The 25176-nt window shown below is 58.9% G+C and carries 26 protein-coding genes and 3 tRNA genes; 23 read left to right on the forward strand and 6 right to left on the reverse strand.

Annotated features, from left to right (window positions below; all coding sequences use genetic code 11):
• Nucleotides 1–128 precede the first annotated feature (128 nt).
• Nucleotides 129–341 (reverse strand): DUF1127 domain-containing protein, encoded by a 213-nt coding sequence (locus ABD815_RS00360; protein WP_344841910.1) that lies wholly within the window; start codon nt 339–341, stop codon nt 129–131.
• Nucleotides 342–463: 122 nt separating this feature from the next.
• Here ABD815_RS00360 and ABD815_RS00365 point away from each other — a divergent pair, with 122 nt between their 5' ends.
• On the forward strand, nt 464–1345 hold the full coding sequence (locus tag ABD815_RS00365; protein WP_344841913.1) for a LysR family transcriptional regulator: 882 nt from the start codon (nt 464–466) through the stop codon (nt 1343–1345).
• 22 nt (nt 1346–1367) lie between these two features.
• On the opposite strand, the gene ABD815_RS00370 is transcribed toward ABD815_RS00365, so the two are convergent.
• Entirely contained in the window at nt 1368–2333 is a 966-nt protein-coding gene (locus ABD815_RS00370) for an NADPH:quinone oxidoreductase family protein (RefSeq protein WP_425549828.1), read from the reverse strand.
• Between the two features lie 321 nt (nt 2334–2654).
• Here ABD815_RS00370 and ABD815_RS00375 point away from each other — a divergent pair, with 321 nt between their 5' ends.
• From ABD815_RS00375 to ABD815_RS00390, 4 genes are all read left to right on the forward strand, one after another.
• Entirely contained in the window at nt 2655–3044 is a 390-nt protein-coding gene (locus ABD815_RS00375; protein ID WP_344841916.1) for a helix-turn-helix domain-containing protein, read from the forward strand.
• Between the two features lie 129 nt (nt 3045–3173).
• A complete protein-coding gene (locus tag ABD815_RS00380) occupies nt 3174–3983 on the forward strand; it encodes an inositol monophosphatase family protein (protein ID WP_344841920.1) in 810 nt (269 codons plus the stop codon).
• Between the two features lie 17 nt (nt 3984–4000).
• Nucleotides 4001–5341 (forward strand): 8-oxoguanine deaminase, encoded by a 1341-nt coding sequence (locus ABD815_RS00385; protein WP_344841923.1) that lies wholly within the window; start codon nt 4001–4003, stop codon nt 5339–5341.
• Nucleotides 5342–5530: 189 nt separating this feature from the next.
• A complete protein-coding gene (locus ABD815_RS00390; RefSeq protein ID WP_344841925.1) occupies nt 5531–6028 on the forward strand; it encodes a CAP domain-containing protein in 498 nt (165 codons plus the stop codon).
• A 6-nt stretch (nt 6029–6034) separates the two neighbouring features.
• On the opposite strand, the gene guaD is transcribed toward ABD815_RS00390, so the two are convergent.
• Complete coding sequence (guaD, locus tag ABD815_RS00395) at nt 6035–7327, reverse strand: guanine deaminase (protein ID WP_344841928.1); 1293 nt, start codon at nt 7325–7327, stop codon at nt 6035–6037.
• Nucleotides 7328–7457: 130 nt separating this feature from the next.
• On the opposite strand from guaD, the gene mgtE reads away from it, so the two are divergent.
• From mgtE to ABD815_RS00435, 8 genes are all read left to right on the forward strand, one after another.
• Complete coding sequence (gene mgtE / locus ABD815_RS00400) at nt 7458–8849, forward strand: magnesium transporter (RefSeq protein ID WP_344841931.1); 1392 nt, start codon at nt 7458–7460, stop codon at nt 8847–8849.
• Nucleotides 8846–9412 (forward strand): 5-formyltetrahydrofolate cyclo-ligase, encoded by a 567-nt coding sequence (locus ABD815_RS00405; protein WP_344841933.1) that lies wholly within the window; start codon nt 8846–8848, stop codon nt 9410–9412. Before mgtE ends, ABD815_RS00405 begins: the two co-directional genes overlap by 4 nt.
• A 57-nt stretch (nt 9413–9469) precedes the next feature.
• A complete protein-coding gene (locus tag ABD815_RS00410) occupies nt 9470–10282 on the forward strand; it encodes a TIGR00282 family metallophosphoesterase (RefSeq protein ID WP_344841936.1) in 813 nt (270 codons plus the stop codon).
• A 117-nt stretch (nt 10283–10399) separates the two neighbouring features.
• A complete protein-coding gene (locus ABD815_RS00415; RefSeq protein ID WP_344841938.1) occupies nt 10400–12181 on the forward strand; it encodes an SLC13 family permease in 1782 nt (593 codons plus the stop codon).
• Between the two features lie 74 nt (nt 12182–12255).
• Nucleotides 12256–12996, forward strand: coding sequence for a YebC/PmpR family DNA-binding transcriptional regulator (locus tag ABD815_RS00420; protein ID WP_344841941.1), 741 nt, complete (start codon nt 12256–12258; stop codon nt 12994–12996).
• 65 nt (nt 12997–13061) lie between these two features.
• Nucleotides 13062–13664 (forward strand): LysE/ArgO family amino acid transporter, encoded by a 603-nt coding sequence (locus ABD815_RS00425; RefSeq protein ID WP_344841943.1) that lies wholly within the window; start codon nt 13062–13064, stop codon nt 13662–13664.
• On the forward strand, nt 13592–14554 hold the full coding sequence (locus ABD815_RS00430) for a DMT family transporter (protein WP_344841945.1): 963 nt from the start codon (nt 13592–13594) through the stop codon (nt 14552–14554). Before ABD815_RS00425 ends, ABD815_RS00430 begins: the two co-directional genes overlap by 73 nt.
• Nucleotides 14555–14752: 198 nt before the next feature.
• Entirely contained in the window at nt 14753–15454 is a 702-nt protein-coding gene (locus tag ABD815_RS00435; protein WP_344841947.1) for a thermonuclease family protein, read from the forward strand.
• Here ABD815_RS00435 and ABD815_RS00440 read toward each other — a convergent pair.
• Nucleotides 15451–15918, reverse strand: a complete 468-nt coding sequence (locus tag ABD815_RS00440) for an SRPBCC family protein (protein WP_344841951.1) — start codon at nt 15916–15918, stop codon at nt 15451–15453. The two genes, ABD815_RS00435 and ABD815_RS00440, sit on opposite strands and share 4 nt — an antisense overlap.
• Before the next feature lie 117 nt (nt 15919–16035).
• On the opposite strand from ABD815_RS00440, the gene ABD815_RS00445 reads away from it, so the two are divergent.
• The 3 genes from ABD815_RS00445 to ABD815_RS00455 all read left to right on the forward strand — a co-directional run bounded on the left by ABD815_RS00445 (nt 16036) and on the right by ABD815_RS00455 (nt 16414).
• A tRNA-Val gene (locus tag ABD815_RS00445) sits at nt 16036–16111 on the forward strand.
• A 115-nt stretch (nt 16112–16226) separates the two neighbouring features.
• Nucleotides 16227–16303 (forward strand) — tRNA-Asp (locus ABD815_RS00450).
• Nucleotides 16304–16337: 34 nt separating this feature from the next.
• Nucleotides 16338–16414, forward strand: a tRNA-Asp gene (locus ABD815_RS00455).
• A 55-nt stretch (nt 16415–16469) separates the two neighbouring features.
• On the opposite strand, the gene ABD815_RS00460 is transcribed toward ABD815_RS00455, so the two are convergent.
• Both ABD815_RS00460 and ABD815_RS00465 read right to left on the reverse strand, forming a co-directional pair.
• A complete protein-coding gene (locus ABD815_RS00460; protein WP_344841953.1) occupies nt 16470–17867 on the reverse strand; it encodes a helix-turn-helix domain-containing protein in 1398 nt (465 codons plus the stop codon).
• 69 nt (nt 17868–17936) lie between these two features.
• On the reverse strand, nt 17937–19160 hold the full coding sequence (locus ABD815_RS00465; protein ID WP_344841956.1) for a multidrug effflux MFS transporter: 1224 nt from the start codon (nt 19158–19160) through the stop codon (nt 17937–17939).
• A 227-nt stretch (nt 19161–19387) separates the two neighbouring features.
• On the opposite strand from ABD815_RS00465, the gene ABD815_RS00470 reads away from it, so the two are divergent.
• The 7 genes from ABD815_RS00470 (at nt 19388) to ABD815_RS00500 (ending at nt 25176) form a co-directional block, all read left to right on the forward strand.
• Complete coding sequence (locus tag ABD815_RS00470) at nt 19388–20920, forward strand: acyl-CoA carboxylase subunit beta (RefSeq protein ID WP_344841959.1); 1533 nt, start codon at nt 19388–19390, stop codon at nt 20918–20920.
• Nucleotides 20921–20941: 21 nt separating this feature from the next.
• On the forward strand, nt 20942–21295 hold the full coding sequence (locus ABD815_RS00475; RefSeq protein ID WP_344841962.1) for a hypothetical protein: 354 nt from the start codon (nt 20942–20944) through the stop codon (nt 21293–21295).
• Nucleotides 21296–21297: 2 nt separating this feature from the next.
• Nucleotides 21298–21693: a DUF6497 family protein gene (locus ABD815_RS00480; protein ID WP_344841964.1), complete on the forward strand. Its 396-nt coding sequence runs from the start codon at nt 21298–21300 to the stop codon at nt 21691–21693.
• Nucleotides 21693–22100 carry a RidA family protein gene (locus ABD815_RS00485; RefSeq protein ID WP_344841966.1) on the forward strand — a complete coding sequence of 136 codons (408 nt, stop codon included), beginning with the start codon at nt 21693–21695 and terminating at the stop codon, nt 22098–22100. The genes ABD815_RS00480 and ABD815_RS00485 overlap by 1 nt, the downstream gene beginning before the upstream one ends.
• A gap of 14 nt (nt 22101–22114) precedes the next feature.
• Entirely contained in the window at nt 22115–22477 is a 363-nt protein-coding gene (locus ABD815_RS00490; RefSeq protein ID WP_344842446.1) for a hypothetical protein, read from the forward strand.
• Between the two features lie 358 nt (nt 22478–22835).
• The gene (locus tag ABD815_RS00495) at nt 22836–23030 is read left to right on the forward strand and encodes a hypothetical protein (RefSeq protein ID WP_344841969.1); all 195 of its coding nucleotides are present in this window, start codon (nt 22836–22838) and stop codon (nt 23028–23030) included.
• A 145-nt stretch (nt 23031–23175) separates the two neighbouring features.
• Nucleotides 23176–25176: an acetyl-CoA carboxylase biotin carboxylase subunit gene (locus ABD815_RS00500; protein WP_344841972.1), complete on the forward strand. Its 2001-nt coding sequence runs from the start codon at nt 23176–23178 to the stop codon at nt 25174–25176.

Here is a 25176-nt window from a genome sequence, read left to right on the forward strand (position 1 = left end):
TAACGGATATTGGCATTTCCACACCAGAATTCAAGGACAACTGGGAAGGAAGCGAATGTATCACGCATAAGAAAGCCCCCGCATGGCCTAAAGCGATGCGGGGGCTTTGATCAAAACTGAAAATTTGGTCAGCAGGTCCAGGAGCGCGGAGCATCCCAGAGCGGGCGTTCGGATTCGCGACGTGCTTCTTCACGTGTCAGGCCGATATCGGCGAGCATGTGGTCGTCGAGTTTCGACAGCGACTGACGCGTACGTGCCAGTTTGAGCGCTGTGACGACCCGAGAGACGATTGAAGGGGCGCGGCGGGCGCCGGCGGCGGTAGAGAGGGACAGAGCCTGCATCGGGCATCCTTTCCGTATAGTGATTTCAGACCAGAAGAGAATCATTTCTCTTGATGTTTATCGCCCATCACTTAAGATAAATAAAATGAATGTTTATTGACTGACGCATCACGGGAATTGATATGATCCGCAATCTCGACCTCACCGCCCTCCGCTCATTCGTTGCTGTTGCCGATTGTGGTGGTGTGACGCGCGCTGCGGGATATCTCAATCTCACCCAATCCGCGGTCTCGATGCAGATCAAGCGGCTGGAGCAATCGCTGGATACGCAGCTATTTGACCGGAGTTCGCGCAGCCTGATCCTCACGGGCGCGGGCGAGCAGCTATTGTCCTATGCGCGGCGAATGCTGGATCTCAACGACGAAGTGTACGGTCGGTTGACCTCAAAAGAGTATGAAGGCGAGATTGTGCTCGGCGTGCCCCATGACATTGTGTACCCCTCGATCCCGCTGGTGCTGCAACAATTCCACGCGCGATATCCCCGGATGCGGGTGAACCTCGTCTCTTCCTATACGATCAAGCTGCGCGAGATGTTTGAGCGGGGTGAGGCGGATATCATTTTGACGACCGAAGACGGTGTCGGGCCCAATGGTGAAACGATTATCGAATTGCCGCTGGTCTGGATCGGGGCGATTGGCGGCACGGCATGGCGACAGCGACCGATCCGTCTGGCCTTTGAGCACAAATGCATTTTCCGCAAAGGTGTTCAGGTCGCGCTCGATCGTGCCGGTATCCCGTGGGAAATGGCAATCGAAAGCGATCAGACCCGCACCATCGAGGCCTCGGTTTCCGCAGACCTTGCGGTACATGCGATCCTCGAAGGATCCAGCCCGCCCCAGACTGAGTCCATTGCCCATGGCGGGGCCTTGCCCGAACTCGCGTCCAAAAAGGTCAATCTATACGCCAGCGACCTTTTCAAAGGGGAGCCCGCAGTCGCCCTCGGTGATCTGATCCGCGCGTCCTATTCCATGCGTGCCGGGCGCGTGCCGATTGCAGCGCAATAGAGGTGACGCTCGCGCGCGCAGCTTAGAATGTGATGACGACCTTTCCGGTGGCCTCACGGGTGCGCAGTAGATCGAGGCCCTTTTCGACCTGATCTGCGGGCAAGCGGTGGGACAGGTGCGGCGTGATGCGCCCCTCGTCGGCCCATGTCATCAGCGTCTCGAGCGATGCGCGTAGCGGCGCGGGGTTGAACTGGTAATAGGCACCCCAGTAGAACCCGATCGCGGTGATGTTTTTGACCAACATGTGGTTGGGCTTCATCTCGGGCACGCCGCCTGCAAACCCGATCAGCAGGTAGCGACCGTCCGGATTGGTGGCACGAAAGCAGGGTTCATAAAGGGGCCCGCCCACGGCGTCATAGACCACATCCGCCCCGCCGAGCGCTTTGATCTGGTCGCGGATGTCGGGGGCGTCGGCATCGATCAGGTGATCTGCGCCCGCTGCCTTTGCCACGGCGAGCTTGTCTGCGCCACGCGCAATGGCGATTACTTCCGCCCCCATGATTTTACCGATCTCGACCGCCGTCAGGCCCACGCCGCCCGCAGCCCCCGTTACGACGAGGCGCTCCCCCGGCTTCAGCTGCGCTTTGTAGTCGAGCGCCATATGCGATGTGCCATAGGCAATTTGGAGCGCCGCGCCGGTTTCGTAGTCGACCCCGTCGGGTAGTTTTATGGCGCGGGCGGCCTGAAACGTGCCATGCGTGGCCAAGCCGCCTTGGCCTGCGTAAATGGCAACGCGGTCACCCGTCGCAAAACCGACGCCCTCCCCACAGGCCGTGATGTCACCGGCAAGCTCGAGACCGAGGACAAAGGGTGGCGCAGGCGTATCCTGATATGTCCCCTTGATCATCAGCAAGTCTGCGAAGTTCAAGGCGCAGGCACGGATGCGCACCGAGATCTCTCCCGGCCCGGGTTGGGCCACTTCGAGGGGCTTCCAGACCGGCATTTGACCCGCTTGGAAAAGGGTGAAGGCTTGAGATTGTTCCGACATAATACAATTCTTACAGGAAGTTTTGTTGCGCGACTCACGCATTTTGACGTGTTATAGCCCTAGAGGTTGTGGGGACATATTTTGCAAATTGCGAAGTTTGCCCAAAAAACACGCTTGGGTTTAGTTGGTTTTGCCATTTGATTGAGTTGAATCGGATTGGCGTTCTGCGAAGTGAATCAAAATTTTTTATATAGATCAATATATTACGCATGAATTTTTTGAGCTTGTCCAAAAAGACAGGTTGAGTGAAGTCTAAAAGCCTTAGAAATGTGCTATGCACGCATAGGTAAAGCGTATCGAAGAGTTGAAGGAGCGGTCAGAATGAAACATCCCGTAGACGTCCATGTTGGGAAGCGGATCCGGCATCGCCGGTGGATGGTCGGAATGACCCAGCAGCAGCTTGCTGAGAGAGTTGGAATCAAGTTCCAGCAAATCCAGAAATATGAAACGGGTATGAACCGTGTCTCTGCATCTCGCCTCTGGGATATCGCGGAATCTCTTGCTGTTCCTGTTGCCTACTTCTTCGAAGGTATGAGCGAAATGGCCGACAGTGAAATGGATGCGGTTGCTTCCGACGTCGAAGCCCGCGCTCCTGTGGATATTCTCGCCGATAAGGAGGCGCTGGAATTGGTGCGCTCCTACTACGCAATTCCCGAGAACCAGCGCCGCCGCTTGTTCGAATTGGCCCGCGTCCTTTCCGACGTCGCCTGACCCCAACGTTTTCGCACGCATTCTATGCCCTGACCCCTAGCGGGTCGGGGTTTCTTTTTGTCGACACGCAGGTTTCCTTGACCCTTGCCCATCGGGCGGCTAGGGCGAATGGAGACGCGAGGAGAGAAGATGACTGCGAACATCCGCCCCGATGAATTGACCCGGAGCCTGATCGAGACAGCCCATGCTGCGGCGCAGGCCGCGCGGGACGAGACTTTGCGCAGTTTTCGCGGCAACGCGCTCGGGACGACTTCGAAACTCGCCGAAGGGTTCGACCCTGTAACGGTGGCCGATCGCGCCGCGGAAACGGCGATGCGGGCGGTGATTGAACGGCTGCGCCCCGAGGATGCCATTGTCGGCGAGGAGTTCGGCGCGAAAGATGGCACATCCGGCCTGACATGGGTGCTCGACCCGATTGATGGCACGCGCGCGTATATTTCAGGGACCCCGACATGGGGCGTCTTGATCGGCCTGCGCGACGCCTCGCGTGTGTTGATGGGCATTATCGATCAGCCCTATATCGGCGAGCGTTTCTTTGGCGGGTTCGGAATTGCCGAGATGACGGGTCCGCATGGCTCCAAGGCATTGAAGTCTTCGACATGTCGCACGCTGGACGAGGCGATCATTTTCACAACCTTCCCCGAAATGGGCGGCGAGGCCGAGGCACGCGCTTTCGCGGACCTTTCGGCGCGGTGCAAATTGACCCGCTACGGCATGGATTGCTACGCCTACGCCCTTTTGGCGGCGGGCCATGTTGATCTGGTGGTCGAGGCCGGTCTGCAATCCTATGATGTCCTCGGACCGATTGGCGTGATCGAAGCGGCCGGTGGCATCGTCACCGACTGGCGTGGTGGTCCGGCCATGGAGGGCGGCCGCGTGATCGCGGCGGCGAACGCGACATTGCATAATGAGGCGCTGGCGATACTCTCCACGTATTAACGTTCGAGGAGCGGCCAATGCATTCCTGCTTTCTGATCCGCAATGCCCGCGCCGTCCTGACGATGGACGATACGCGACGTGAAATTGTCGGTGGCGACGTATTGGTGCGCGACGGGGTGATCGTCGGTGTCGGGCAGGGGCTCTACGACGATGACGCGCAAATCGTGGATGGTCGCAATCGTATCGTCACGCCGGGTTTGGTGAATACGCACCACCATTTGTACCAAACGCTGACCCGCGCGGTGCCGGGCGCACAGGACGCGCTATTGTTCGGCTGGTTAAAGACGCTCTACCCGATCTGGGCCCGTTTCACGCCAGAGCACATGCGGGTATCCGCGCTCGTTGGTTTGGCGGAGTTGGCGCTATCAGGCTGTTCGATGACCTCCGATCACCTCTATCTCTATCCCAACGGTTCGCGGTTGGATGACACGATTGATGCGGCCCGGTTGATCGGCGTTCGCCTGCACGCGACGCGTGGGTCGATGAGCATTGGTGAGTCGGCAGGTGGTTTGCCGCCCGATAGTCTTGTCGAGCGCGAGGCGGATATTCTCAATGACTGCATCCGCGTCATTGATGCGTTTCATGATCCCGAACCGGGGGCGATGATCCGCGTCGGCGTCGCGCCCTGTTCGCCGTTTTCCGTCAGTCGCGAGTTGATGCGGGATGCAGCCATTCTGGCGCGCGACAAAGACGTGATGATGCATACGCATTTGGCCGAGAACGATGAGGATATCGCCTATAGCCTCGAAAAATTCGGCTGCAGGCCGGGGCAATATGCAGAAGACCTCGGGTGGACCGGATCCGATGTCTGGCACGCCCATTGCGTCAAACTCGACGGGCGCGAAATCGATCTTTTCGCGCGCAGCGGCACCGGCGTGGCACATTGCCCCTGTTCGAATTGTCGCCTCGGGTCGGGCATCGCGCCGGTGCGCAACATGCGCGATTGCGGTGTGCGGGTTGGCCTCGGTGTCGATGGCTCGGCGTCCAATGATGCGGGTAATCTCATGGCAGAGGCGCGCATGGGAATGTTGCTGCAGCGGGTGAGCGGCGGGGCGGACAAAATGAGTGCCCGCGAAATGCTCGAAATCGCGACGCGCGGTGGTGCCGAAGTTCTGGGTCGTGATGATTTGGGCCAGATCGCGGTTGGAAAGCGGGCGGACATCGCGCTGTGGGATGTTTCTGACATCGAAAGCGCGGGGAGCTGGGATCCAGCGGCGCTATTGCTCGCAGGTCCGATGCAGGTGCGGGACCTGTTCGTGGAAGGCCGTCATGTCGTGTCGGGTGGATGGCTGTGCACCGCCGATCTGCCGGCCATTCTGGCTCACCAGTCGCGGTTGGTGTCGGGGTTGATGGAGTAGGCGGGGCGGTAATGGGTGCCGTGGCGGCGGTTGAAACTGCGGCACTTGGTCAATGGACACACTCCCTTAAAGCTTTAATGACATGGATGATGATGGCGGCCATTCGTGCACTCTTTGCCCGTTTTGCGCCGCGATATCGCCCGTTTTTGCGCGTATCGCATGTGGGTGCGGCAATGAAAGGTGACGGAAATGGGTTTTATGCGATTTGTGGTGACAGCTCTGGTGATGACGGCGGGATTGATCGCTGTCCCTTCTCAGGCGGGCGTGCGCGCTCTGCCCGAAGCAACGGTTCAGATTGCCGTCTCCAATAAATCCCAAGCCGGAAAAGACGTCTCGGATCTCATCAATGCCTATCGGAAGTCAAAAGGCCTATCGCCCCTCAATCTGAACGCAAAGCTGTCGAAAGCCGCGCAAAAGCACGCCGATGATATGATCCGGCGCGGATATTTTGCGCATGTCTCGCCATCCGGTTCCAAACCGCTCGCACGGGTGCGTAAGGCGGGGTACAAAGGCTGTCTTGTGGCCGAAAACCTGTCCTACAGCTGGAAAACCGTGGATATTGCGGTTGCGGAGTGGATGAAGTCATCCGGTCATCGCACCAATATCATGCATCCGCGGTTTCGCGATGTCGGTGTCGGGATCGGCCCCAATAATCTCATCGTGGCGGTGTTTGCAAAACCCTGCTGATCTCGCCTATTGCGCGACACGGGCCCCCATCACATATGTCGCCGCGATCGCGCGGTCATCGCCCATCATCAGGGTTGGAAAGACCTCTTCCCAAATTGTCTCCGCGCGAATTGCGCGCTGCGAAATCGCCTCGGTCGAAGCGAGGTCGAGTACGCATAAATCCGCCTCCATCCCGACTGCAATATCGCCGATTTGATGGTCGAGGTGCAGCGCGTGCGCCGATCCTTTGGTCGCCAGCCATAGAAGCTGCGCAGGATGAAGCACGGTTCCCGATAGCTGCCCGATTTCGTAGGCCGCGGCCATGGTGCGTACCATCGAAAACGATGACCCTCCGCCTGTGTCCGTGGCCAACCCGACCCGCAGGGATTCCGCCTTTCGCGCGCCCATGTCGAACAGCCCCGAGCCGATGAAGGTATTCGACGTGGGGCAGTGGATCAGCGAGCAATCCATCGCCTGAAGGTGATCGATCTCGCGTTGTTCGAGATGGATCGCATGGCCGAACAGCGCCCCTTCGCGCACCAGCCCATGTGCCTCGTAGGTATCCAGATAGTCCCGCGCCGTAGGGTAAAGCCCTTTGACCCATGCGATTTCGTCGGTCTGCTCGCTCAGATGCGTTTGCATCAGGCAGGTCGGGTTTTCGGCCCAGAGTTTGCCAAGCGCGTCGAGTTGTTCGGGCGTTGATGTAGGGGAAAAGCGCGGTGTGATCGCATAGGTCGCACGGCCCGTTCCGTGCCAGCGCGCGATGAGTGACTTGCTGTCGTCATAGGCCCCCTGCGCCGTGTCCCGCAGGTTGTCGGGGGCCGTGTCGCGATCCATGCAGGTTTTTCCTGCAACGATGCGCATACCGCGGGCCGCGGCAGCCTCGAACAGCGCGTCCACAGAGGTAGGGTGAATCGTGCAGAAACTCGATACCGTTGTGGTGCCATTGGCCAGCAATAGATCGAGATAGCGCGCCGCGATTGTCGCGGCATATTCCGGATCGCCAAACTTTGCCTCTTCGGGAAATGTGTAAGTGTTGAGCCAGTCGATCAGGCGTTTGCCCCATGACGCGATGATGCCTGTCTGGGGGTAATGCGCGTGGGCGTCGACAAATCCCGGCACAATCAACGAGGGACCATGGTCGTGAAAAATTGCGTCGGGATGTCGACGCCGCAGGTGTTCACGTTCCGAGACCGCAGCAATCACCCCGTCACGCACGAGAATGGCCCCGTCACGATGCACGTGCACGGCTTCCTCGGCGGGAATCTGGAAAGGATCGCCGTTGAAGGTGACGATCTGTCCGGCGATCAGGGTATCCATGGCGCTTGGGCTCCGCTGGCGACAATTTGGAGAGAGACTAGTTGCCGGAAAGGTAATGGTAAATCAATCTTGCCTCTGTTTCTCGTAGCGAAGACGTTTTAAGGTCCGCTCAAAAGTGGAAAAAAGACACATGGTCGAAGAAATCACTGATCTCGAAGAGCTAAAGGACGATGAGGACGAGGGCTATACGCTAAGTCCGAGACGTTTGTCCGCGATCCTCTTTGCGGTGGATCGCGAAGACCGCGATGCCTTGATGGCGGAGATGGAGCCGCTCCATGCCGCAGACATCGCTGACCTTCTCGAACAGATCAATTCTTATGACCGTCGACGTCTGATCCTGCTGTACGGCGAGGATTTCGACGGTGAAATCCTGACCGAACTTGACGACAGTATCCGCGAAGAAGTCATTGCTGTCCTCAACCCGCACGTCCTCGCCGAAGCTGTGCGTGAGCTTGAATCCGATGACGTTGTGGACCTCGTCGAAGACCTCGAACAAGAGGCCCAGCAGGCCATTCTTGGCACGCTTGAGGATGCCGACCGGATCGCCGTCGAACAGTCTCTGTCCTATCCCGAATTCTCCGCCGGCCGTCTCATGCAGCGTGAAGTTGTCATGGGGCCGGAACATTGGACCGTGGGGCAGGCCATTGATTACATGCGTGAAAGTCAGGATTTGCCCGACGACTTTTACCACATGGTTCTGGTGAACCCCAAGATGCACCCGATCGGCCATGTCACCTTGGGCAGGATCCTCGGTGCGCCGCGCGGCACCCGGTTGACCGATCTGGTGGAGGAAGAATTCCGCACTTTCGAGGTTCTGGAAAGCGAAACCGACGTCGCCTATGCGTTCAACCAGTACCACATGATTTCCGCGCCGGTTGTCGACGCCGATGGGCGGTTGATCGGTGTGATCACCATCGATGATGCGATGAACGTGCTCGATGAAGAGCACGAAGAAGACATCATGCGCCTCGCCGGTGTTGGCGAAGGCTCGCTGGCCGACCGCGTGGTCGATACCGTTCGCCAGCGCATTCCATGGCTGGCGGTGAACTTGGTCACGGCGATCCTCGCCTCCCTCGTCATTGCCCAGTTCGAAGCAACCATTTCTCAGTTCGTCGCCCTCGCCGTGTTGATGCCGATCGTGGCGTCGATGGGCGGCAACGCAGGCACTCAGTCCCTGACCGTCGCCGTACGCGCAATTGCAACGCGCGACCTTACCGGCGCGAACGTGTTTCGCGTTATCCGACGCGAAGTGCTCGTCGGGCTCGTAAATGGCATCGTTTTTGCGGTGGTGATGGGGGTCGTCGGGATACTCTGGTTCGGCTCGCCTGCCTTGGGCGGGGTGATTGCCGCCGCGATGGTGATCAACCTCGTCATTGCGGGGCTCGCCGGGATCGGCATTCCCGTAGTGTTGGAACGGATGGGGGTGGACCCCGCGCTCGCGTCCGGCGCCTTTGTGACGACGGTGACCGATGTGGTCGGCTTCTTCGCCTTCCTCGGGCTCGCAGCGACTGTGCTTCTGTGAGTATAGAAATCGACCTCAAAGCCATTGCGCGCAAAAAGGCGCGGCGTCTGCGGGCGCGGGCCCATTCGGATGGTGTCGTGGCCGCCCATAGCGCATCACGTTTGCTCATGGGGTTCCTCAAGCCCTATGAGGGCCGTGTGATTGCCGGTTACATGCCGATTGGATCGGAGATCGACCCGATCCCGGCCATGACGCGCATGTCGCTGACGGGGCCGGTTGCGGTGCCGGTGGTGGTTGAGGAAAACCAACCGCTCCGGTTTGATCGGTGGCGGCCAAACAGCAAATTCAGCGAAGGTGCCTATGGCATTCCGGTTCCTGCCGTGTCCGAGCCGTTGGTCCCCGACGTGATCATTGTTCCGGTTCTCGCCTTTGACCGGTTGGGTCACCGGCTGGGATACGGGGGCGGGTATTACGATCGCACGCTCGCCCAGTTGCGCGCGGAGCGGGACGTGTTTGCGGTGGGGTTGGCCTATGCGGAACAGGAGTTGGGCGGGTTGCCGATCGAGCCCACCGATGCATCCCTCGATGCGATTGTAACCCAGAGTGAAGTGCTATTCTTTTAAGGTCGGTCATCCGCGTCAGGGCGGCCAATTCAGAGCGGTGAGCGTAAGGCGAATTTGATGAAAACACTATTTTTGGGTGACATTGTCGGAAGTTCCGGCCGCGATGCGGTAACGCAACGGCTACCTGCGTTGCGCGAGCAATGGGGTCTCGATTTTGTCGTGGTGAATGGTGAAAATGCGACCAACGGGATGGGGTTGTCAGGCGAGCATGCAAAGCTGCTTTTGGAGGCGGGCGTCGATTGTCTGACGCTTGGCGACCATGCCTTTGACCAAAAGGATATGATGCAGTTCTGCGAAACCGAGACACGCATCATCCGACCGATCAATTTCGCCAAGGTCGCACCGGGTCGTGGCGTGCGTATTTTCGAGGACCGCCGCGGCCGCCGTATTCTTGTCGCGCAGGTGCTGGGACAAGTGTTCATGAAGCGCCCTTTTGATGATCCGTTTTCGGCGCTGGATCAGGTCTTTACCAACCACAAACTTGGCGGGTCCGTTCAGGCGATCCTCGTGGATGTTCATTGCGAAGCGACAAGTGAAAAGATGGCGATGGGCCATTTCTGCGATGGAAAGGCCAGCATCGTGGTGGGGACACACACCCATGTCTGTACAGGAGATGCGCAAATTCTGCCTGCGGGCACCGCCTATCTCACGGACGCAGGCATGTGTGGCGACTACAATTCGGTGATTGGCATGGACAAGGCAGAGCCGCTGCGCCGTTTCGTCACCGGCATGGCAAAGGGACGTTTTTCGCCCGCAAAAGGCGAGGCCACTTTGTCTGGTCTCTATGTGGAAACCGACGACCGCACCGGTAAAGCGACCCGTGTCGTGGCTATTCGCGAAGGGGGCCGTCTGGCCCAGAGCACACCCTGACCAATATTGCAGGACGCAACCCATGGCTGAGGTCGATTTTTCATTGTCTATTCATGCTTGTGGTGGGCCCGTCCATACGGGATATTGACCCCTTAGAGGCGGCAAACGCGAGGCGCGATGCAATTCCTTTCTCTTGATCCGACGGCACAGGCAATCGTCGCGCTGATCGTGGTCGGTGTCATGTTCGTCCTGTTCATTCGGGAAATCTTCCCCACCGAGGTCGTCGGCATTGCTGGTGCAGCAATGATGATCGTGACGGGTATTCTGCCTTACGAAAAAGGTCTCGCGGTTCTCTCAAACCCGGCGCCATGGACCATCGCCGCGATGTTCATCGTGATGGGGGCTTTGGTGCGCACGGGGGCTCTGGAATGGTTCACGCGCAAGGCCGGGAGTTACGCTGAAACCCACCCGTCGCTCGCGATCGCGCTCTTGTTGCTGGTGGTGATTGTGCTCTCCGCCTTTGTAGCCAATACGCCCGTCGTGGTGGTGATGATTCCGGTGTTTATCCAGCTGTCCCATAAACTCGGCATCACCCCATCTAAGCTACTGATTCCCTTGTCCTATGCGGCGATCATGGGGGGCGTTATTACGCTGGTCGGCACCTCGACGAACCTGTTGGTGGATGGCGTCGCGCGGGCGAACGGATTGGCACCTTTCGGTATTTTCGAAGTGTCCATTCTCGGGATCGCTATTGCCGCATGGGGGCTGTTCTATCTCTATTTCATCGGGCGGCATCTGCTGCCTGAACGCGATAGTCTCGCGGCGATGCTGTCGTCGAACCGCTCCAAAATGAAGTTCTTTACCGAGGCCGTGATACCGCCCGACAGCAACCTGATTGGCCGCGAAGCGACCGGTGTGCAGCTTTTCAAACGCGAAGGTGTGCGCCTGATCGACGTGATCCGCGGGGACACGTCTTACCGCGATGAGCTTCAGGGGCTTCAGCTGCAGGTCGGTGACCGTGTCGTCCTGCGCTCGCAGATTTCGGAGCTTCTGAGTTTGCAGCGCGACAAATCCCTCAAGCGCGTGGATCAGGTGTCGGCGGTGGAAACCACCACGATGGAGGTGTTGATCACGCCGGGGTGCAAAATGGTCGGGCGCTCGCTCGGCTCCATGCGTCTGCGCCGCCGCTATGGTGTCTATGTGCTCGCTGTGCACCGGCGTAACCAGAACGTTGGCAACAAGATCCGCGATCTCGTTGTGCGGGTGGGCGATACGTTGCTTCTCGAAGGGTCGCAGGCCGATATTCAACGCCTCGCAAACGATATGGACATGGGGGATGTGTCCAAACCGACCGAACGCGCCTACCACCGCAGCCACGCGCCAATTGCCATCATTGCCATGCTTTCCATCGTGATTCTTGCCGCTATGGGTGTTGCGCCTATTCTGATGCTCTCCGTGGTCGCGGTTGCTATCGTTCTGGTCACCCGCTGCATTGACGCCGATGAAGCGTTTTCCTTTGTCGATGGTCGATTGCTGGCCCTGATTTTCTCGATGCTTACGATTGGTGCCGCGCTAGAATCTTCAGGCGCCGTGCAGTTGATCGTCGATCAGATTACGCCTTTGCTAGATGGGTTGCCGGTGTTCTTTGTGGTCTGGTCGATCTACCTTCTGACTTCGCTTCTCACCGAAATGGTGTCGAACAACGCGGTTGCGGTTGTGGTGACGCCAATCGCCATCGGGTTGGGTCAACAGATGGGTCTCGATCCACGTGGATTGGTGGTCGCGGTGATGATTGCGGCGTCGTGTTCCTTTGCCACGCCGATCGGCTATCAGACCAACACGATGGTCTATGGGCCCGGTGGCTACAAGTTCACCGACTACATGAAGGTCGGCATTCCGATGAACATAACCGTGGGATTGCTGGCGTCGCTTCTCATCCCCTATCTGTGGCCGATGTAAGGGCGGTCTTGCAGGCCCAATGTGCTATCGCCTATAGAGGCAAAAAGCCGAGAAATCTATGACCGGAGGACCTCATGGCAGGCCACTCAAAATGGGCGAATATCCAACACCGTAAAGGGCGTCAGGATGCTGTGCGCTCGAAACTCTTCTCCAAACTCGCCAAGGAGATCACCGTCGCGGCAAAGATGGGCGATCCCGATCCGGACAAAAACCCCCGTCTTCGCCTCGCTGTAAAGCAGGCCAAATCAGCCTCCTGCCCGAAGGACGTCATTGATCGCGCGATCAAAAAGGCGACGGGCGGCGATGAAGAGAACTATACCGAAATCCGCTACGAGGGTTACGGGCCCAACGGCATCGCGTTCATCGTTGAGACGATGACCGATAACGTGAACCGCACCGCGTCCAATGTGCGCAGCTATTTCACCAAGGCGGGCGGCAATCTGGGCACCTCCGGTTCTGTTGCGTTCATGTTCGACCGCGTGGGTGAAATCACCTACGGCGCCGAAGCCGGCGACGCCGACACGGTGATGATGGCCGCAATCGAGGCGGGCGCGGAAGATGTGGAGAGCGATGACGAAGGTCACTGGATCTACACAGCAGATGGCGATCTGGCGGCGGTATCCGATGCGCTCGAAGCCGTTTTGGGCGAGGCGAGCGATACCAAGCTGATCTGGAAACCACAGAACCGCACCGAAGTCGATCTGGAGTCCGCGCAGAAACTGATGCGCTTGGTCGAGATGATCGAGGACGACGATGATGTGCAATCGGTGACGGCGAACTTCGACGTCCCCGACGATGTTGCTGCGCAACTTTGACCCGTTAAAGCAAACACCCGAATGCCCCGTCCATTGTGGCGGGGTTTTTCATTAGGAGCAAAATTTTGCCCGCACTTCTCGCCGGTTTTCTCACGGGTCTTTCCCTCATTGTCGCCATCGGCGCGCAGAACGCATTTGTCCTGCGTCAGGGCCTGCGCCGTGCGCATGTCTTCGCGGTCGCGCTGACCTGTGCGGTGTCGGATGCGATACTGATCGGGGTGGGTGTATTCGCCTCCGCCCGTGTCAGCGAAGCGTTCCCACTGGCGATGCCGATCATGCGGTGGGGCGGGGCGGCATTTCTGTTGGTCTACGGCCTTCGGGCAGCGCGCTCGGCCTATCGGGGCGGTGGGCACCTGGAACCCGCGGAGGGCAAAGCACAGAGCCTGACTGCGGCGCTGACGACCTGTCTGGCGCTTACATGGCTGAACCCACATGTCTACCTCGATACCGTGGTCCTCATGGGGGCGATTTCGTCGGAGTTCGGTTCGGATCGGGGCGCATTTGCCATCGGCGGGATCGCAGGGTCGTTCGTTTTCTTCTTTGGCTTGGCCTATGGCGCACGGCTGCTCGCGCCGGTGTTCGCCCGTGAGGTGTCATGGCGCATTCTGGACGCGTTGATCGCGCTCGTGATGTGGTCTATCGCCCTGAAGCTGGTCATGGGCATATGAGCGAGGCGCAACACGCACGCCCCGTCGCAGGCATCCTGTGGATGCTCGCAACCACTCTCCTTTTCATTAGCGTAAACGTGACCGTCAAATTCGTCGGTGACGGGCTGCCGATTTTTGAAAGCGCGTTTTTGCGGTTCCTTTTGGGGCTGATCCTTTTGGTCCCGATGTTGGGGCAGGCGCGGCACCTGAAAATGACGCCGCGTTTGTGGAAGCTCTCGCTGGCGCGCGCGGTGTTCCATGGTTTTGCGATGACCGCATGGTTCTTCGCGATGACACGCATTCCGATGGCCGAAGTCACGGCGATGAATTTTATGAACCCGCTCTACGTGACGATCGGTGCGGTGCTGATCTTTGGAGAAAAGCTACGTGCGCCGCGTATTGCCGCCCTCTTCGTGGCATTTCTGGGCGGGCTGCTCATCCTGCGGCCCGGAATGCGCGACCTCGACGCGGGGCATGTCGCGATGATCTTTACGGCGATGCTGTTTGCGGGATCCTATCTGATCGGCAACAGGCTTTCGCGCGAAATGCCGGCGACCATGGTGGTCTTTCTCTTATCGATATCTGTGCCCTTCGTCCTCGCGCCCTTTGCCTTGGCCAATTGGGTGACGCCAAGCCTGCATCAGTTGGTGTTGCTGTTCATCACAGCGGTCTGCGCGACATTGGGCCACTATTCGATGACACGCGCATTTGCCTGTGCGCCCCAAACGGTGATCCAGCCGGTGACATTTGTTCAACTGGTTTGGTCGGTCTTGCTCGGGTGGACGATATTCGGGGAAGTCCCCGACCTCGTCGTGATCCTTGGCGGGGTGATGATCATGGGGGCGGTGACCTTTATCACTTGGCGTGAAGCGCGGCGCAAAGCGGATGTGCCAGAGTCTGTAAAACACTGACTTTATCTATCCTTATCGCTCCGGACGACGATCCGTCTGAGGTTGAACTGCGCAAATCACCATGGCGATAAAGGGAAAACTCTATCGAATTTTGACGTCGGCGGCGTGTGTTGGCGCGGATGGATCGAGAGGGCGGGCGTTAACGTAAAGTAGCTGTGCGCCCTTGTTTTAAATCCCGCACACTGCCATGTCGGAGCCGTGTGGACGGGTAGACATCAGATATTGGCCGCTTTGGCGGTTCTGGCGGTATCGGCATGTGTGCCCGATGATGCGCCTAACGCCACGCCGGTTGACGTGAGCGGGTCTGCACATGTGATCGACGGGGATACCTTGGATCTAGACGGCACGCGAATTCGTCTGTTCGCCATTGATGCGCCCGAGTTGAGCCAGAGCTGTTCAGACGCGGCGGGCAGGACATGGGACTGTGGTACGTGGTCCAAAGCCGTTCTGAAAAGCCTGACAACCTCCGAGACGATCTGTGAGGCGCGCGATATCGACCGCTATGGCCGCACGGTTGCGGTCTGTACCTCCGGCGGTATTGATGTGGGACGTGCATTGGTGCGCGAAGGGGCCGCGTTCGCCTATACGCGCTACAGCACCATCTACGCGAAGGACGAAAACAACGCGCGCGCTGAGGCGTTGGGCGTTTGGCAGGGGGATGCACAGCGCCCTGATGTCGTGCGCGCACAGGCACGCGACCTCGCGAAGGGCGCCGCACCATCGACCTCAAACCCGTCTGAATGCGTCATCAAGGGCAATATTTCGCAGTCAGGGCGAATCTATCACCTGCCGGGCAGCCGCAGCTACGACAAAACGCGCATCAGCACGCGACATGGCGAACGTTGGTTCTGTTCCGAAGCCGAAGCCCGCGCCGCCGGATGGCGCGGGATCAACGGTTAGGATTCGCCCGATTCTGAGTTGCTGGATGCCTCGACGTGCTCCTGGAAATTCACAAAGAACTGGTCGGCCATTTTTTTCGCAAAACTGTCGATCACGCGACCGCCGAGCTGGGCGAGTTTGCCTCCGACTTTTGCGTCCACAACATAGGTAAGTTCGGTTCCGCCCTCGACCTCGGTCAGACGAACATCCGCACCGCCCTTGGCAAAGCCTGCAACGCCACCGGTGCCTTCACCGGCGATATGGTAGCTTTCGGGTGCGTTGATGTCTGAAAGGGCCACTTTGCCTTTAAACGTTGCCCGAACGGGGCCAACCTTCTGTTTTACCACGGCTTCGAACCCCTCTTCGGGCGATCCGGTAAGCTCATCGCATCCGGGAATCGATGCTTTGAGGGTTTCGGCGTCGTTTAGCGCGTTCCATACGGTTTCGCGCGGCGCGCCAATAATGCGTGTGCCAGTCAGTTCCATCGTGCGATGTCCTAGAGAAAATGTTGAAAGACAGTTACGTTTTGGCCGAGTTATTACAAGAGGCAACTTCACCCTCTTGCACAGGTCGCAGGGATGGGCTATTTGCCGCGCCACGGCGGGTCGTTAGCTCAGTTGGTAGAGCGCTTCGTTTACACCGAAGATGTCGGGAGTTCGAGCCTCTCACGACCCACCATTCCCCCTCCTGCACCGCGGTCCCAAAAAATCCACGCCGGATCCGTTTTTAGCGCAATGACCGCTTGACGTGTCAGCGCAGCGGCCATAGAACGCCCCTCACGTCAAAGCGGCGGGCGGTTGTAGCTCAGATGGTTAGAGTACCGGCCTGTCACGCCGGGGGTCGCGGGTTCGAGCCCCGTCAACCGCGCCACCGCCGCTTGGACGTACGCCTTTTAAGGCATCGCGCGGTTGTAGCTCAGATGGTTAGAGTACCGGCCTGTCACGCCGGGGGTCGCGGGTTCGAGCCCCGTCAACCGCGCCACTTTCCTACCAGAATCGAATGGCCCCATCGGGTGCCCTGACGCCCCAAGGGGCGCTCAGTCGATTTGGTAGGGTAGGGCGCCGCGCCGATCCAGATCGATTGTCAGGCGTCGCTCAAGCGGTGGCACGGAGCGCTGATGGCAATCGCGCCGTTCGCAAATCCGACATGAAATGCCAATCGGCTCGAAGGCCTTTGGTTTGGTCACGTCCAAATCGTCGCTGTAAACGAGTTCGGCCGCATGGGTGATTTCGCACCCCAATCCAATGGCATAACGGCGCACAGGCGCATGGAATCCGCCGCCGGGTTTGGAGACATTGCGCGCAATCGAGAGGTATCGCACGCCATCGGGGGTTTCGGCGAGCTGGCGTAGGAAATGGCCGGGCCGCTCGAAGGCTTGGTGGACGTTCCACAGCGGGCATGCGCCGCCGTAACGCGCGAATTGCAGGCGGGTTGCGGAGTGGCGTTTGGTGATAGTTCCCGCCTGATCCACACGCACAAAGAAGAAGGGAATCCCCTTTGCCCCGGGTCGCTGCAATGTGGAGAGGCGATGGGCCACCTGTTCGATAGAGGCACCAAAACGTTCGGCAAGCATTTCGAGATCGTGACGGGTTTCGCGCGCAGCGGCAAGGAAGGCGTTGTAGGGCATGAGAGCCGCACCTGCGAAGTAATTCGCGAGGCCGATCTTGGCGATCTTCTGAGAATCATCGCTGTGGAAACGCGCCAGATCGAGCGTGGCGTCCAAAAGCTTGCCTTGGGTAATGAGCGCAAGCTGGTGGAGGAGCTGAAAGCTTTTCGTCGCCTTGGTGGCCCGCGCCGACAGTGTCAGCATGTTGGTTTCGCTATCAAAGCTTCGCAGCGTTTCGTTCGAGTATACGACGTCGACACCGTGTTTTTTCAGCGCCGCTATCGCGAGTTCAACGACATCGCCGCGCGTGCCCGAGGGACAGGCAAAGTTTTCCGCCGCGCGGTCCACCGCGTCGATGTAATTGTCGCAATAATGAAAGAAGTCCCGCACTTCTTCCCATGGCGACAGGCGCGTGGTGGCGTCCTCGCGATCCAGCGCCTCGTCCATAGAGGCCAGTCGTTCGCTGGTCTCACGATATGCGCGATGCAGTTCGAGGAACGAGCGGGCCAAGGCAGGGGCATTTGAGGCGGCGAGCCGCAAGTCGGCCAATGGCGGCGCGCCGTCTGCGAAAATCGGGTCCGCCAGAGCTTCGCGCATGTCGGTCACGAGGCGCTCTGCGTCCCCTGTCGACAGTTCGGTCACATCAAACCCGAACTCTTGGGCCAGCGCGAGGACAACACCCGTCGACACCGGCCGGTTGTTGTTTTCCATCTGGTTGAGATAGGGCAGGGACACGCCGAGTTTTTCGGCGAAGGAGCGTTGGGTCAGACCGAGACGCGTACGTGTTTCGCGTAGTTTAGCGCCGGCGTAGAGCTTTTGCTGAGCCATGCAGGACTGTTCCCTCGATCTAGGTTTGCAAAGCAAGTTTTGCCACTGCAAACCCTGTTTTTCAAGGGATTAGGAAAGTGCGAGGCGCTTTTCACGTTGGATGACCCAAAGGATCGCGAGGATTGAGGCGAAAGCTGCCGCGCACATGATGAGCAGGAGAGGTGTGGCGCCGGTGTCTTCGGACAGGACCGAACCGGCCAGCGCGGAGAGGATTGCACCGCCCCCGATCATCAATGTACCCCCCAAGCCCGACGCCGAGCCGACCAGTTCGGGCCGCACGACCGAGAGTGACCCCGCGATCGCATTGGGCAGTTGCATGCCGTTGCCAAAGCCAAGCAGCACCATGAAACCAAAGAAGGTTTCAGCCGTCGCATGGCCGCTGGCGTCAAGGGCCAGGGAGGCCAGTAGGCCTGCCGTCACGATCACCGCGCCGATCAGGACCATGTTGTTCATGCCCACCTTGTGCGAATACCGCCCTGCGAGGAAGTTACCAAAGAAGTACCCCAGCGCAGGTGCGCCCATATAGAGGCCGAGTTTGTCTTCGGTCAGGCCGAAAAGCGTGCTGCCCACAAACGGCGCACCGCCCAGATAGGCAAAGAAAGCGCCGGAGGCGAAGGCCGTGGAAAACGCGTATCCAAGGAAACGTTTGGAGGTGAGGATTTCGGGAAAGGCGCGGAAGGTTTCGGAGAGGGTGCGCCCGCCACTGTCCGGCGCGGTTTCGCCCAAATCAAAGTAAAACAGCACCATAAGCGCCCCGCTCGCCATCAGCAGAAGCCAGAAGTTGGCCTGCCAGCCGAAAGCCTGCGACAGATACCCGCCCACAGTCGGCGCGAGCATGGGAACAACGGCCATTCCCATGGTCACATAGGCGATCATGGAGCCTGCACTTTCAGCAGGCGCGATGTCGCGCACAATAGCGCGTGACAACACCATGCCGGTCACGATCCCCGCCTGGGCGGCGCGCATAAGCAGGAAACTCTCGATCGAGGGCGCGTAGATCGCAAAGACCGTGGCGATCATAAAGGTTCCCGTGCCAACCATGATCACCGGACGGCGGCCATAGCGGTCCGACAGCGGGCCGATGATGATCTGCAACACCGCATTTACCGCCAGAAAGATGCCCACAGAGAGCTGCATCACTTTGTAGTCGGTGCCAAAATGCGTGGCCATGTCAGGCAGGGCCGGCAGAAACACATTCAGGGCCATCGCCGAAAGTCCGGCCATAAGAACGAGTGTCGTGATGTGGGGTGGCGTGCTTCGATCGAGGAAGCGCGCAGGGCGAAGTGTTTTCATGACGCGAAGATAGGCGAGGAGCGCACAGTGTCCACGGTTAATCCTCTGCAAAAATGCACGGATGGCAGTTGGTCCCTGCACGGTGGTGGAGTTTCGGCGTCAAAACTTTGCTAATTTGCAATTTACTGAATCTATGTGTTGCAAGGTATTCACCTCTGCCAGTCTTTCCTTTTCACAAGGCCCCGCGCACGCGTAAGGTGCGGTGGAACTGATGAGGAGACACCCCCGTGAAAGACATCATCAAGGAATTGCATGACCGCCGTGACGAAGCCCGGCTTGGCGGTGGTCAGCGTCGCATCGACGCCCAGCATGCAAAAGGCAAACTGACCGCGCGCGAAAGGGTCGAGTTGTTGCTCGATGAGGAGTCGTTCGAAGAGTTCGACATGTTCAAAACCCATCGCTGCACCGAATTCGGCATGGAAGAGAGCAAGCCTGCCGGTGACGGTGTCATTACCGGTTGGGGAACGATCAACGGGCGTCAGGTCTATGTGTTCTCTCAGGACTTCACGGTCTTTGGCGGGTCCCTGTCGGAAACCCATGCCCAGAAGATTTGCAAGATCATGGATATGGCGATGCAAAACGGCGCGCCTGTCATCGGTCTGAACGACTCGGGTGGTGCGCGCATTCAGGAAGGCGTGGACAGCCTCGCAGGCTATGCGGAGGTGTTCCAACGCAACATCATGGCCTCGGGCGTGGTGCCCCAGATTTCTGTGATCATGGGGCCATGTGCGGGCGGCGCGGTGTATTCGCCTGCCATGACCGACTTTATCTTTATGGTCAAAGACACCTCCTACATGTTCGTCACCGGTCCCGACGTGGTGAAAACTGTCACGAACGAAGTGGTGACCGCAGAGGAGCTGGGTGGCGCATCGACACACACCAAGAAATCATCCGTCGCCGATGGTGCCTTTGAAAACGATATCGAGGCGCTGACCGAAATTCGCCGTCTCGTCGATTTCCTGCCGATGAACAACCGCGACACGGTGCCGACGCGTCCCTTCTTTGACGATCCGGCGCGCATCGAGGCGTCGCTCGACACGATCATCCCCGACAACCCGAACACGCCTTACGATATGAAGGAAGTGATCACCAAGGTCGCGGACGAGGGCGATTTTTACGAAATTCAGGAAGAGCACGCCAAGAACATCATCACGGGCTTTATCCGCCTCGAAGGCCAGACGGTCGGCGTGGTGGCGAACCAGCCGATGGTTCTGGCCGGCTGCCTCGATATCGACAGCTCCAAAAAAGCAGCACGTTTTGTGCGCTTCTGCGATTGCTTCAATATCCCTGTGCTGACATTTGTCGACGTGCCGGGGTTCCTGCCGGGGACGGGTCAGGAATACGGCGGCGTTATTAAACATGGGGCAAAACTGCTCTTTGCATTTGGCGAAGCAACCGTTCCCAAAGTCACCGTCATCACGCGCAAAGCCTATGGTGGCGCCTATGATGTGATGTCGTCCAAACACCTGCGCGGTGATTTCAACTACGCATGGCCGACCGCGCAGATCGCGGTGATGGGGGCGAAAGGGGCGGTGGAGATCATTCATCGTGCCGATCTCGCCGATGCGGATAAAATTGCGGCGCATACCGAAAGCTACGAGGACCGTTTTGCCAATCCCTTCGTCGCCGCAGAGCGCGGGTTCATTGACGAAGTGATCCAGCCGCGCTCAACCCGTCGCCGTGTTGCCCGTGCCTTTGCGGCACTGCGCAACAAGAAGCTCGAAAATCCATGGAAGAAGCACGACAACATCCCGCTTTGATCGCGGTGTGTGGGTAGGATCATGGGTCAGGACAGATGGCATATTGTCGAGGAAGACGGCGCGCTGACGATGGCGCGGCGCCTGCCCGCGCGCTTCGATCTAGCTGTTGAGGCGGTGATCGAAGGTGGGGCTGGTCTGCGTCGCGGTCGCATCGCGCGTCAGGTGCTTCAGGATGTCTGGCGCGCGCTTCAAAACCTGCGGGGCTTTTCGCCTGCGGCCCGTGTGGTCGCTGATGGCGCGGATTTGCGGATAACCGTGGGCGGGCAGGTGGCCGGTGTTTTTGCAAAAGCCAATAGCGAAGCCATCATCGCCGACCTGATCAACGATCCGCGCAGACGCGCGCGGTGGATGCGACATGCGGGGAAGGCGGCGTGAAGATGATTGGCGCATTCCTCACCGGTCTTGCTCTCACGGCTTCGGCCAGTGCCGAGGTGCAACCGTTCCTGCCCCAAGACATCACGGTCCCCTCCGGGCAACCGGTGAGCTTTCTGGAGACCCAGATCACGCCACCCGGTTTGACGGCGCGATTCCGTTTTGTGGCACCCGAACTGCGCGACACGGTCGAACGGTTGTCCTTTGCCGATCTGGAGGCCGATTTGGCCTATCTGTGCGAGACATATGCACTGCCACGGCTGGGCGTGCCCGAGCCTGCGCATATCGTGATTTCTCTCGCCGAAGTTCCGGTGGAACTCGGTACGCCGGCGCCGGACATTGTCCAGATATTTGAATCCTATCGACCGGTGGACGAAGCCTGTGAATGGGAGGCGTTTTGATGGCCCCGAGATTCCACATGGTTGAATCGGGCCCGCGCCCCGTCGCCCCGTTTTCACATGCCGTAGAAGACGATGGCTGGGTCATCCTGACCGGCCAGATGCCCACCGATCCGGCCGCCCCCGACGCGCCTTTGCCCGAAGGGATCGAGGCGCAGACAAGGCGCGTGATGGACAACCTCGCGCTGATCCTCGGTAAACTGGATTTGGGGCTCGAACATGTCGTGCAGTGCCGCTGCTTTCTAACTGCCTTCGAACGCGACTACGCGCTGTTCAACGATACCTACAAAAGCTATTTCCCCGCTAACCGGCTTCCGGCGCGTACCACCGTGGGCGTGACCGCGCTTGCCGTTGGAGCGCTCGTCGAAATCGACCTGATCGCCCGCCGACCGACAGGAGAAGTTAGCTAATGGCCCTACCCCCGATGACGAAACACAAAGGTTTTCCGGGTCGCTATCCGGGATCCGAATTCCAATTCACGATCCGGCGCGCGAACCCGAAAGGGATCACGCCGCTCAAACGGCTAGAGCGCTACAAAGATCGCAAATCCGTGGACAAACGGATCGACGCGGCTTTTTTCGCAGCCATCTGGGAATACTTCGGTGAAGAGCCTTTCGAGCGCGGAAATCTGGACGCGGGGCGGCTTTCGTGGCTTTTCGGGCGTGAAATCGTGCCTGCGAATGCCGACGATTTTGACCCCGCATCCTATGAGGCGCTCCTGCGCGTCGACCCCAATGTGGCCCGCGTTTCCTTCCCTGAATGCTTCGAGGAGGATGAAACGTGGTGAACGGCTCGATTTCAGGCGGAATTCTGCCGATGTTTTCGCATCTTGCGCATTCCTCCGCCAAATATGACGAAATCGTAAATACACGTCTTGCGTGTGCAGTCGTTAATGAACATGTTGAGTGTATCGCGGATGTGGCCAGCAACTCATCCAGCGATGGTGTAGTAAACCGTTACTCTACCCCTCACGCGAGGGTCGGACAGCCCCCGTTCGACCCTCGCAACAATTCCCTCCCATATTCGTTGATCCCTGCGCCTCGGCCCGCCGCCGCCTATTTGGCATCGCCTGTAAGTTCCGGCTTTTTTGGCGCGCGGACTTGGTGCATTGTTTCTTTGGTAGCAACCAACCAACGAGCAGTATCATGCGCAAATCTATCCTCATTCTCGGCTTCGTCTCACTCACAGGTCTCTCGGCCTGTATGGACACTCCCGACCTGCGCCGCGCGGCGGCAGGGGCGGCGATCGGCTGTCTCGCGGGTGAAGTCCTGCGCGATGGCGAGTGCCTCACGGGCGCGGCAGTCGGTGGCGTCGCGGGCGCTCTGGCCGACGACATCTAACGACAACGCTCTGCGCGTCTCGGCGCAGCGCAATACACATCACCAAAAGGTTCTTGGGCATGCCTGCCCGGGGGCCTTTTTTCATGCCCCGATCAACGCTGAAAAAGCGCGCGGGCAGGCCCTTTAAACGAGGAAGGAACAGGACATGTTCGACAAGATCCTGATTGCGAACCGCGGCGAAATCGCGTGCCGTGTCATCAAGACGGCCAAAAAGATGGGGATCAAGACGGTTGCGGTCTATTCAGACGCCGATAAGCATGCGCTCCACGTGCAAATGGCGGATGAAGCAGTCAACATCGGGCCGCCACCGTCGAACCAGTCCTACATCGTGATCGACAAGATCATGGATGCCGTCCGTCAGACCGGCGCACAGGCTGTACACCCCGGCTACGGATTCCTTTCCGAGAACTCGAAGTTCGCGCAGGCCCTTCATGCAGAAGGGGTCGCCTTTATCGGTCCACCCGTCGGTGCGATCGAGGCGATGGGCGACAAGATCACGTCCAAAAAACTCGCCGCGGAAGCGGGCGTTTCCACGGTTCCCGGTTACATGGGCATCATCGAAGACGCCGACGAAGCGGTCAGGATTTCCAATGAAATCGGCTATCCGGTGATGATCAAGGCCTCCGCCGGCGGTGGCGGCAAGGGCATGCGGATCGCGTGGAACGACGTGGAAACACGTGAAGGGTTTCAGGCATCCAAAAACGAAGCTGCGAGTTCCTTCGGGGATGACCGGATCTTTATCGAAAAGTTCGTCACCCAGCCTCGCCACATCGAAATTCAGGTTCTGTGCGACAAGCACGGCAATGGTCTCTGGATCAACGAACGCGAATGCTCGATCCAGCGCCGCAACCAGAAAGTCGTTGAAGAAGCGCCATCACCTTTCCTCGATGCCGCCACGCGCAAGGCGATGGGTGAACAGGCCGTGGCTCTCGCGCAGGCGGTGGACTATTGCTCCGCGGGCACGGTGGAATTCATCGTGGACGGGGACAAGAATTTCTACTTCCTCGAAATGAATACGCGTTTGCAGGTTGAGCACCCTGTGTCCGAGTTGATCACTGGTATTGACCTCGTGGAGCAGATGATCCGCGTGGCCAACGATGAAAAACTGGCGATCAAACAATCCGACATCGGCATCAACGGGTGGGCCATTGAAAGCCGCCTCTACGCGGAGGATCCTTACCGCGGGTTCCTGCCGTCGACGGGCCGTCTGACGCGCTACCGGCCACCTGAGGAAATTGTCACATCCGACGACATCGTTCGCAACGACACCGGTGTCTATGAGGGCGGCGAAATATCGATGTTCTACGACCCGATGATTGCCAAACTCTGCACATGGGGCAAAGACCGCGCATCGGCCATCGAGAACATGCGCAATGCCTTGGACGCCTTTGAGGTCGAAGGGATCGGGCATAACCTGCCGTTCCTCTCAGCGGTGATGGATCACCCGCGGTTCATTTCCGGTGATATCACCACGGCCTTCATCGAAGAGGAATATCCCAACGGGTTCGAAGGGGTCGAATTGGCCTACGAGGATCTCGAAAGGATCGCGGCGGCATCGGCGGCGATGTACCGTGTCGCCGAAATCCGTCGCACCCGCGTGTCTGGGCGGATGGATAACCACGAACGGACCGTTGGCTCCGATTGGGTGGTGCAGATCGGCGAACACGACTTCCCCGTCTCGATTGAGGCCGACAAACGCGGATCGACGGTCTCGATCAACGACAAGAACATCCGTTTGGAAAGCACATGGGCACCTGGTGATAGTCTGGCCGTGATCGACATGGATCATGGTGGTCCGCTCACGCTCAAGGTTGGCAAGGTGCCGGGCGGGTTCCGCATCCGGAACCGCGGCGCGGATATGAAGGTCTATGTGCGCCATCCGCGCGCGGCCGAACTGTCCAAACACATGCTCGAAAAGCTGCCTCCGGACACATCGAAGCTTCTGCTGTGCCCGATGCCCGGACTGATCGTAAAGGTCGAGGTGGAAGTCGGTGACGAAGTGCAGGAGGGCCAGTCCCTCTGCACCGTCGAGGCGATGAAAATGGAAAACATCCTGCGCGCAGAGCGCAAGGGAACGGTGTCCAAAGTCCTCGCCAAACCGGGTGACAGCCTCGCAGTTGACGAAGTGATCATGGAGTTCGAATAG

Source organism: Celeribacter arenosi (assembly GCF_039539485.1).
Lineage (GTDB): Bacteria > Pseudomonadota > Alphaproteobacteria > Rhodobacterales > Rhodobacteraceae > Celeribacter > Celeribacter arenosi.

Excerpts from the sequence above, each read along its gene's own strand:
- ABD815_RS00375 (WP_344841916.1), top strand. The coding sequence starts at position 2,655 with ATGAAACATCCCGTAGACGTCCATGTTGGGAAGCGGATCCGGCATCGC.
- mgtE (WP_344841931.1), top strand. The coding sequence starts at position 7,458 with ATGGTCGAAGAAATCACTGATCTCGAAGAGCTAAAGGACGATGAGGAC.
- ABD815_RS00475 (WP_344841962.1), top strand. The coding sequence starts at position 20,942 with ATGGGTCAGGACAGATGGCATATTGTCGAGGAAGACGGCGCGCTGACG.
- ABD815_RS00380 (WP_344841920.1), top strand. The coding sequence starts at position 3,174 with ATGACTGCGAACATCCGCCCCGATGAATTGACCCGGAGCCTGATCGAG.
- ABD815_RS00360 (WP_344841910.1), bottom strand. The coding sequence starts at position 341 with ATGCAGGCTCTGTCCCTCTCTACCGCCGCCGGCGCCCGCCGCGCCCCT.
- ABD815_RS00370 (WP_425549828.1), bottom strand. The coding sequence starts at position 2,333 with ATGTCGGAACAATCTCAAGCCTTCACCCTTTTCCAAGCGGGTCAAATG.
- guaD (WP_344841928.1), bottom strand. The coding sequence starts at position 7,327 with ATGGATACCCTGATCGCCGGACAGATCGTCACCTTCAACGGCGATCCT.
- ABD815_RS00365 (WP_344841913.1), top strand. The coding sequence starts at position 464 with ATGATCCGCAATCTCGACCTCACCGCCCTCCGCTCATTCGTTGCTGTT.
- ABD815_RS00460 (WP_344841953.1), bottom strand. The coding sequence starts at position 17,867 with ATGGCTCAGCAAAAGCTCTACGCCGGCGCTAAACTACGCGAAACACGT.
- ABD815_RS00495 (WP_344841969.1), top strand. The coding sequence starts at position 22,836 with ATGCGCAAATCTATCCTCATTCTCGGCTTCGTCTCACTCACAGGTCTC.
- ABD815_RS00420 (WP_344841941.1), top strand. The coding sequence starts at position 12,256 with ATGGCAGGCCACTCAAAATGGGCGAATATCCAACACCGTAAAGGGCGT.
- ABD815_RS00485 (WP_344841966.1), top strand. The coding sequence starts at position 21,693 with ATGGCCCCGAGATTCCACATGGTTGAATCGGGCCCGCGCCCCGTCGCC.
- ABD815_RS00465 (WP_344841956.1), bottom strand. The coding sequence starts at position 19,160 with ATGAAAACACTTCGCCCTGCGCGCTTCCTCGATCGAAGCACGCCACCC.
- ABD815_RS00430 (WP_344841945.1), top strand. The coding sequence starts at position 13,592 with ATGGCGCATTCTGGACGCGTTGATCGCGCTCGTGATGTGGTCTATCGC.
- ABD815_RS00490 (WP_344842446.1), top strand. The coding sequence starts at position 22,115 with ATGACGAAACACAAAGGTTTTCCGGGTCGCTATCCGGGATCCGAATTC.
- ABD815_RS00410 (WP_344841936.1), top strand. The coding sequence starts at position 9,470 with ATGAAAACACTATTTTTGGGTGACATTGTCGGAAGTTCCGGCCGCGAT.
- ABD815_RS00440 (WP_344841951.1), bottom strand. The coding sequence starts at position 15,918 with ATGGAACTGACTGGCACACGCATTATTGGCGCGCCGCGCGAAACCGTA.
- ABD815_RS00500 (WP_344841972.1), top strand. The coding sequence starts at position 23,176 with ATGTTCGACAAGATCCTGATTGCGAACCGCGGCGAAATCGCGTGCCGT.
- ABD815_RS00480 (WP_344841964.1), top strand. The coding sequence starts at position 21,298 with ATGATTGGCGCATTCCTCACCGGTCTTGCTCTCACGGCTTCGGCCAGT.
- ABD815_RS00415 (WP_344841938.1), top strand. The coding sequence starts at position 10,400 with ATGCAATTCCTTTCTCTTGATCCGACGGCACAGGCAATCGTCGCGCTG.
- ABD815_RS00390 (WP_344841925.1), top strand. The coding sequence starts at position 5,531 with ATGGGTTTTATGCGATTTGTGGTGACAGCTCTGGTGATGACGGCGGGA.
- ABD815_RS00385 (WP_344841923.1), top strand. The coding sequence starts at position 4,001 with ATGCATTCCTGCTTTCTGATCCGCAATGCCCGCGCCGTCCTGACGATG.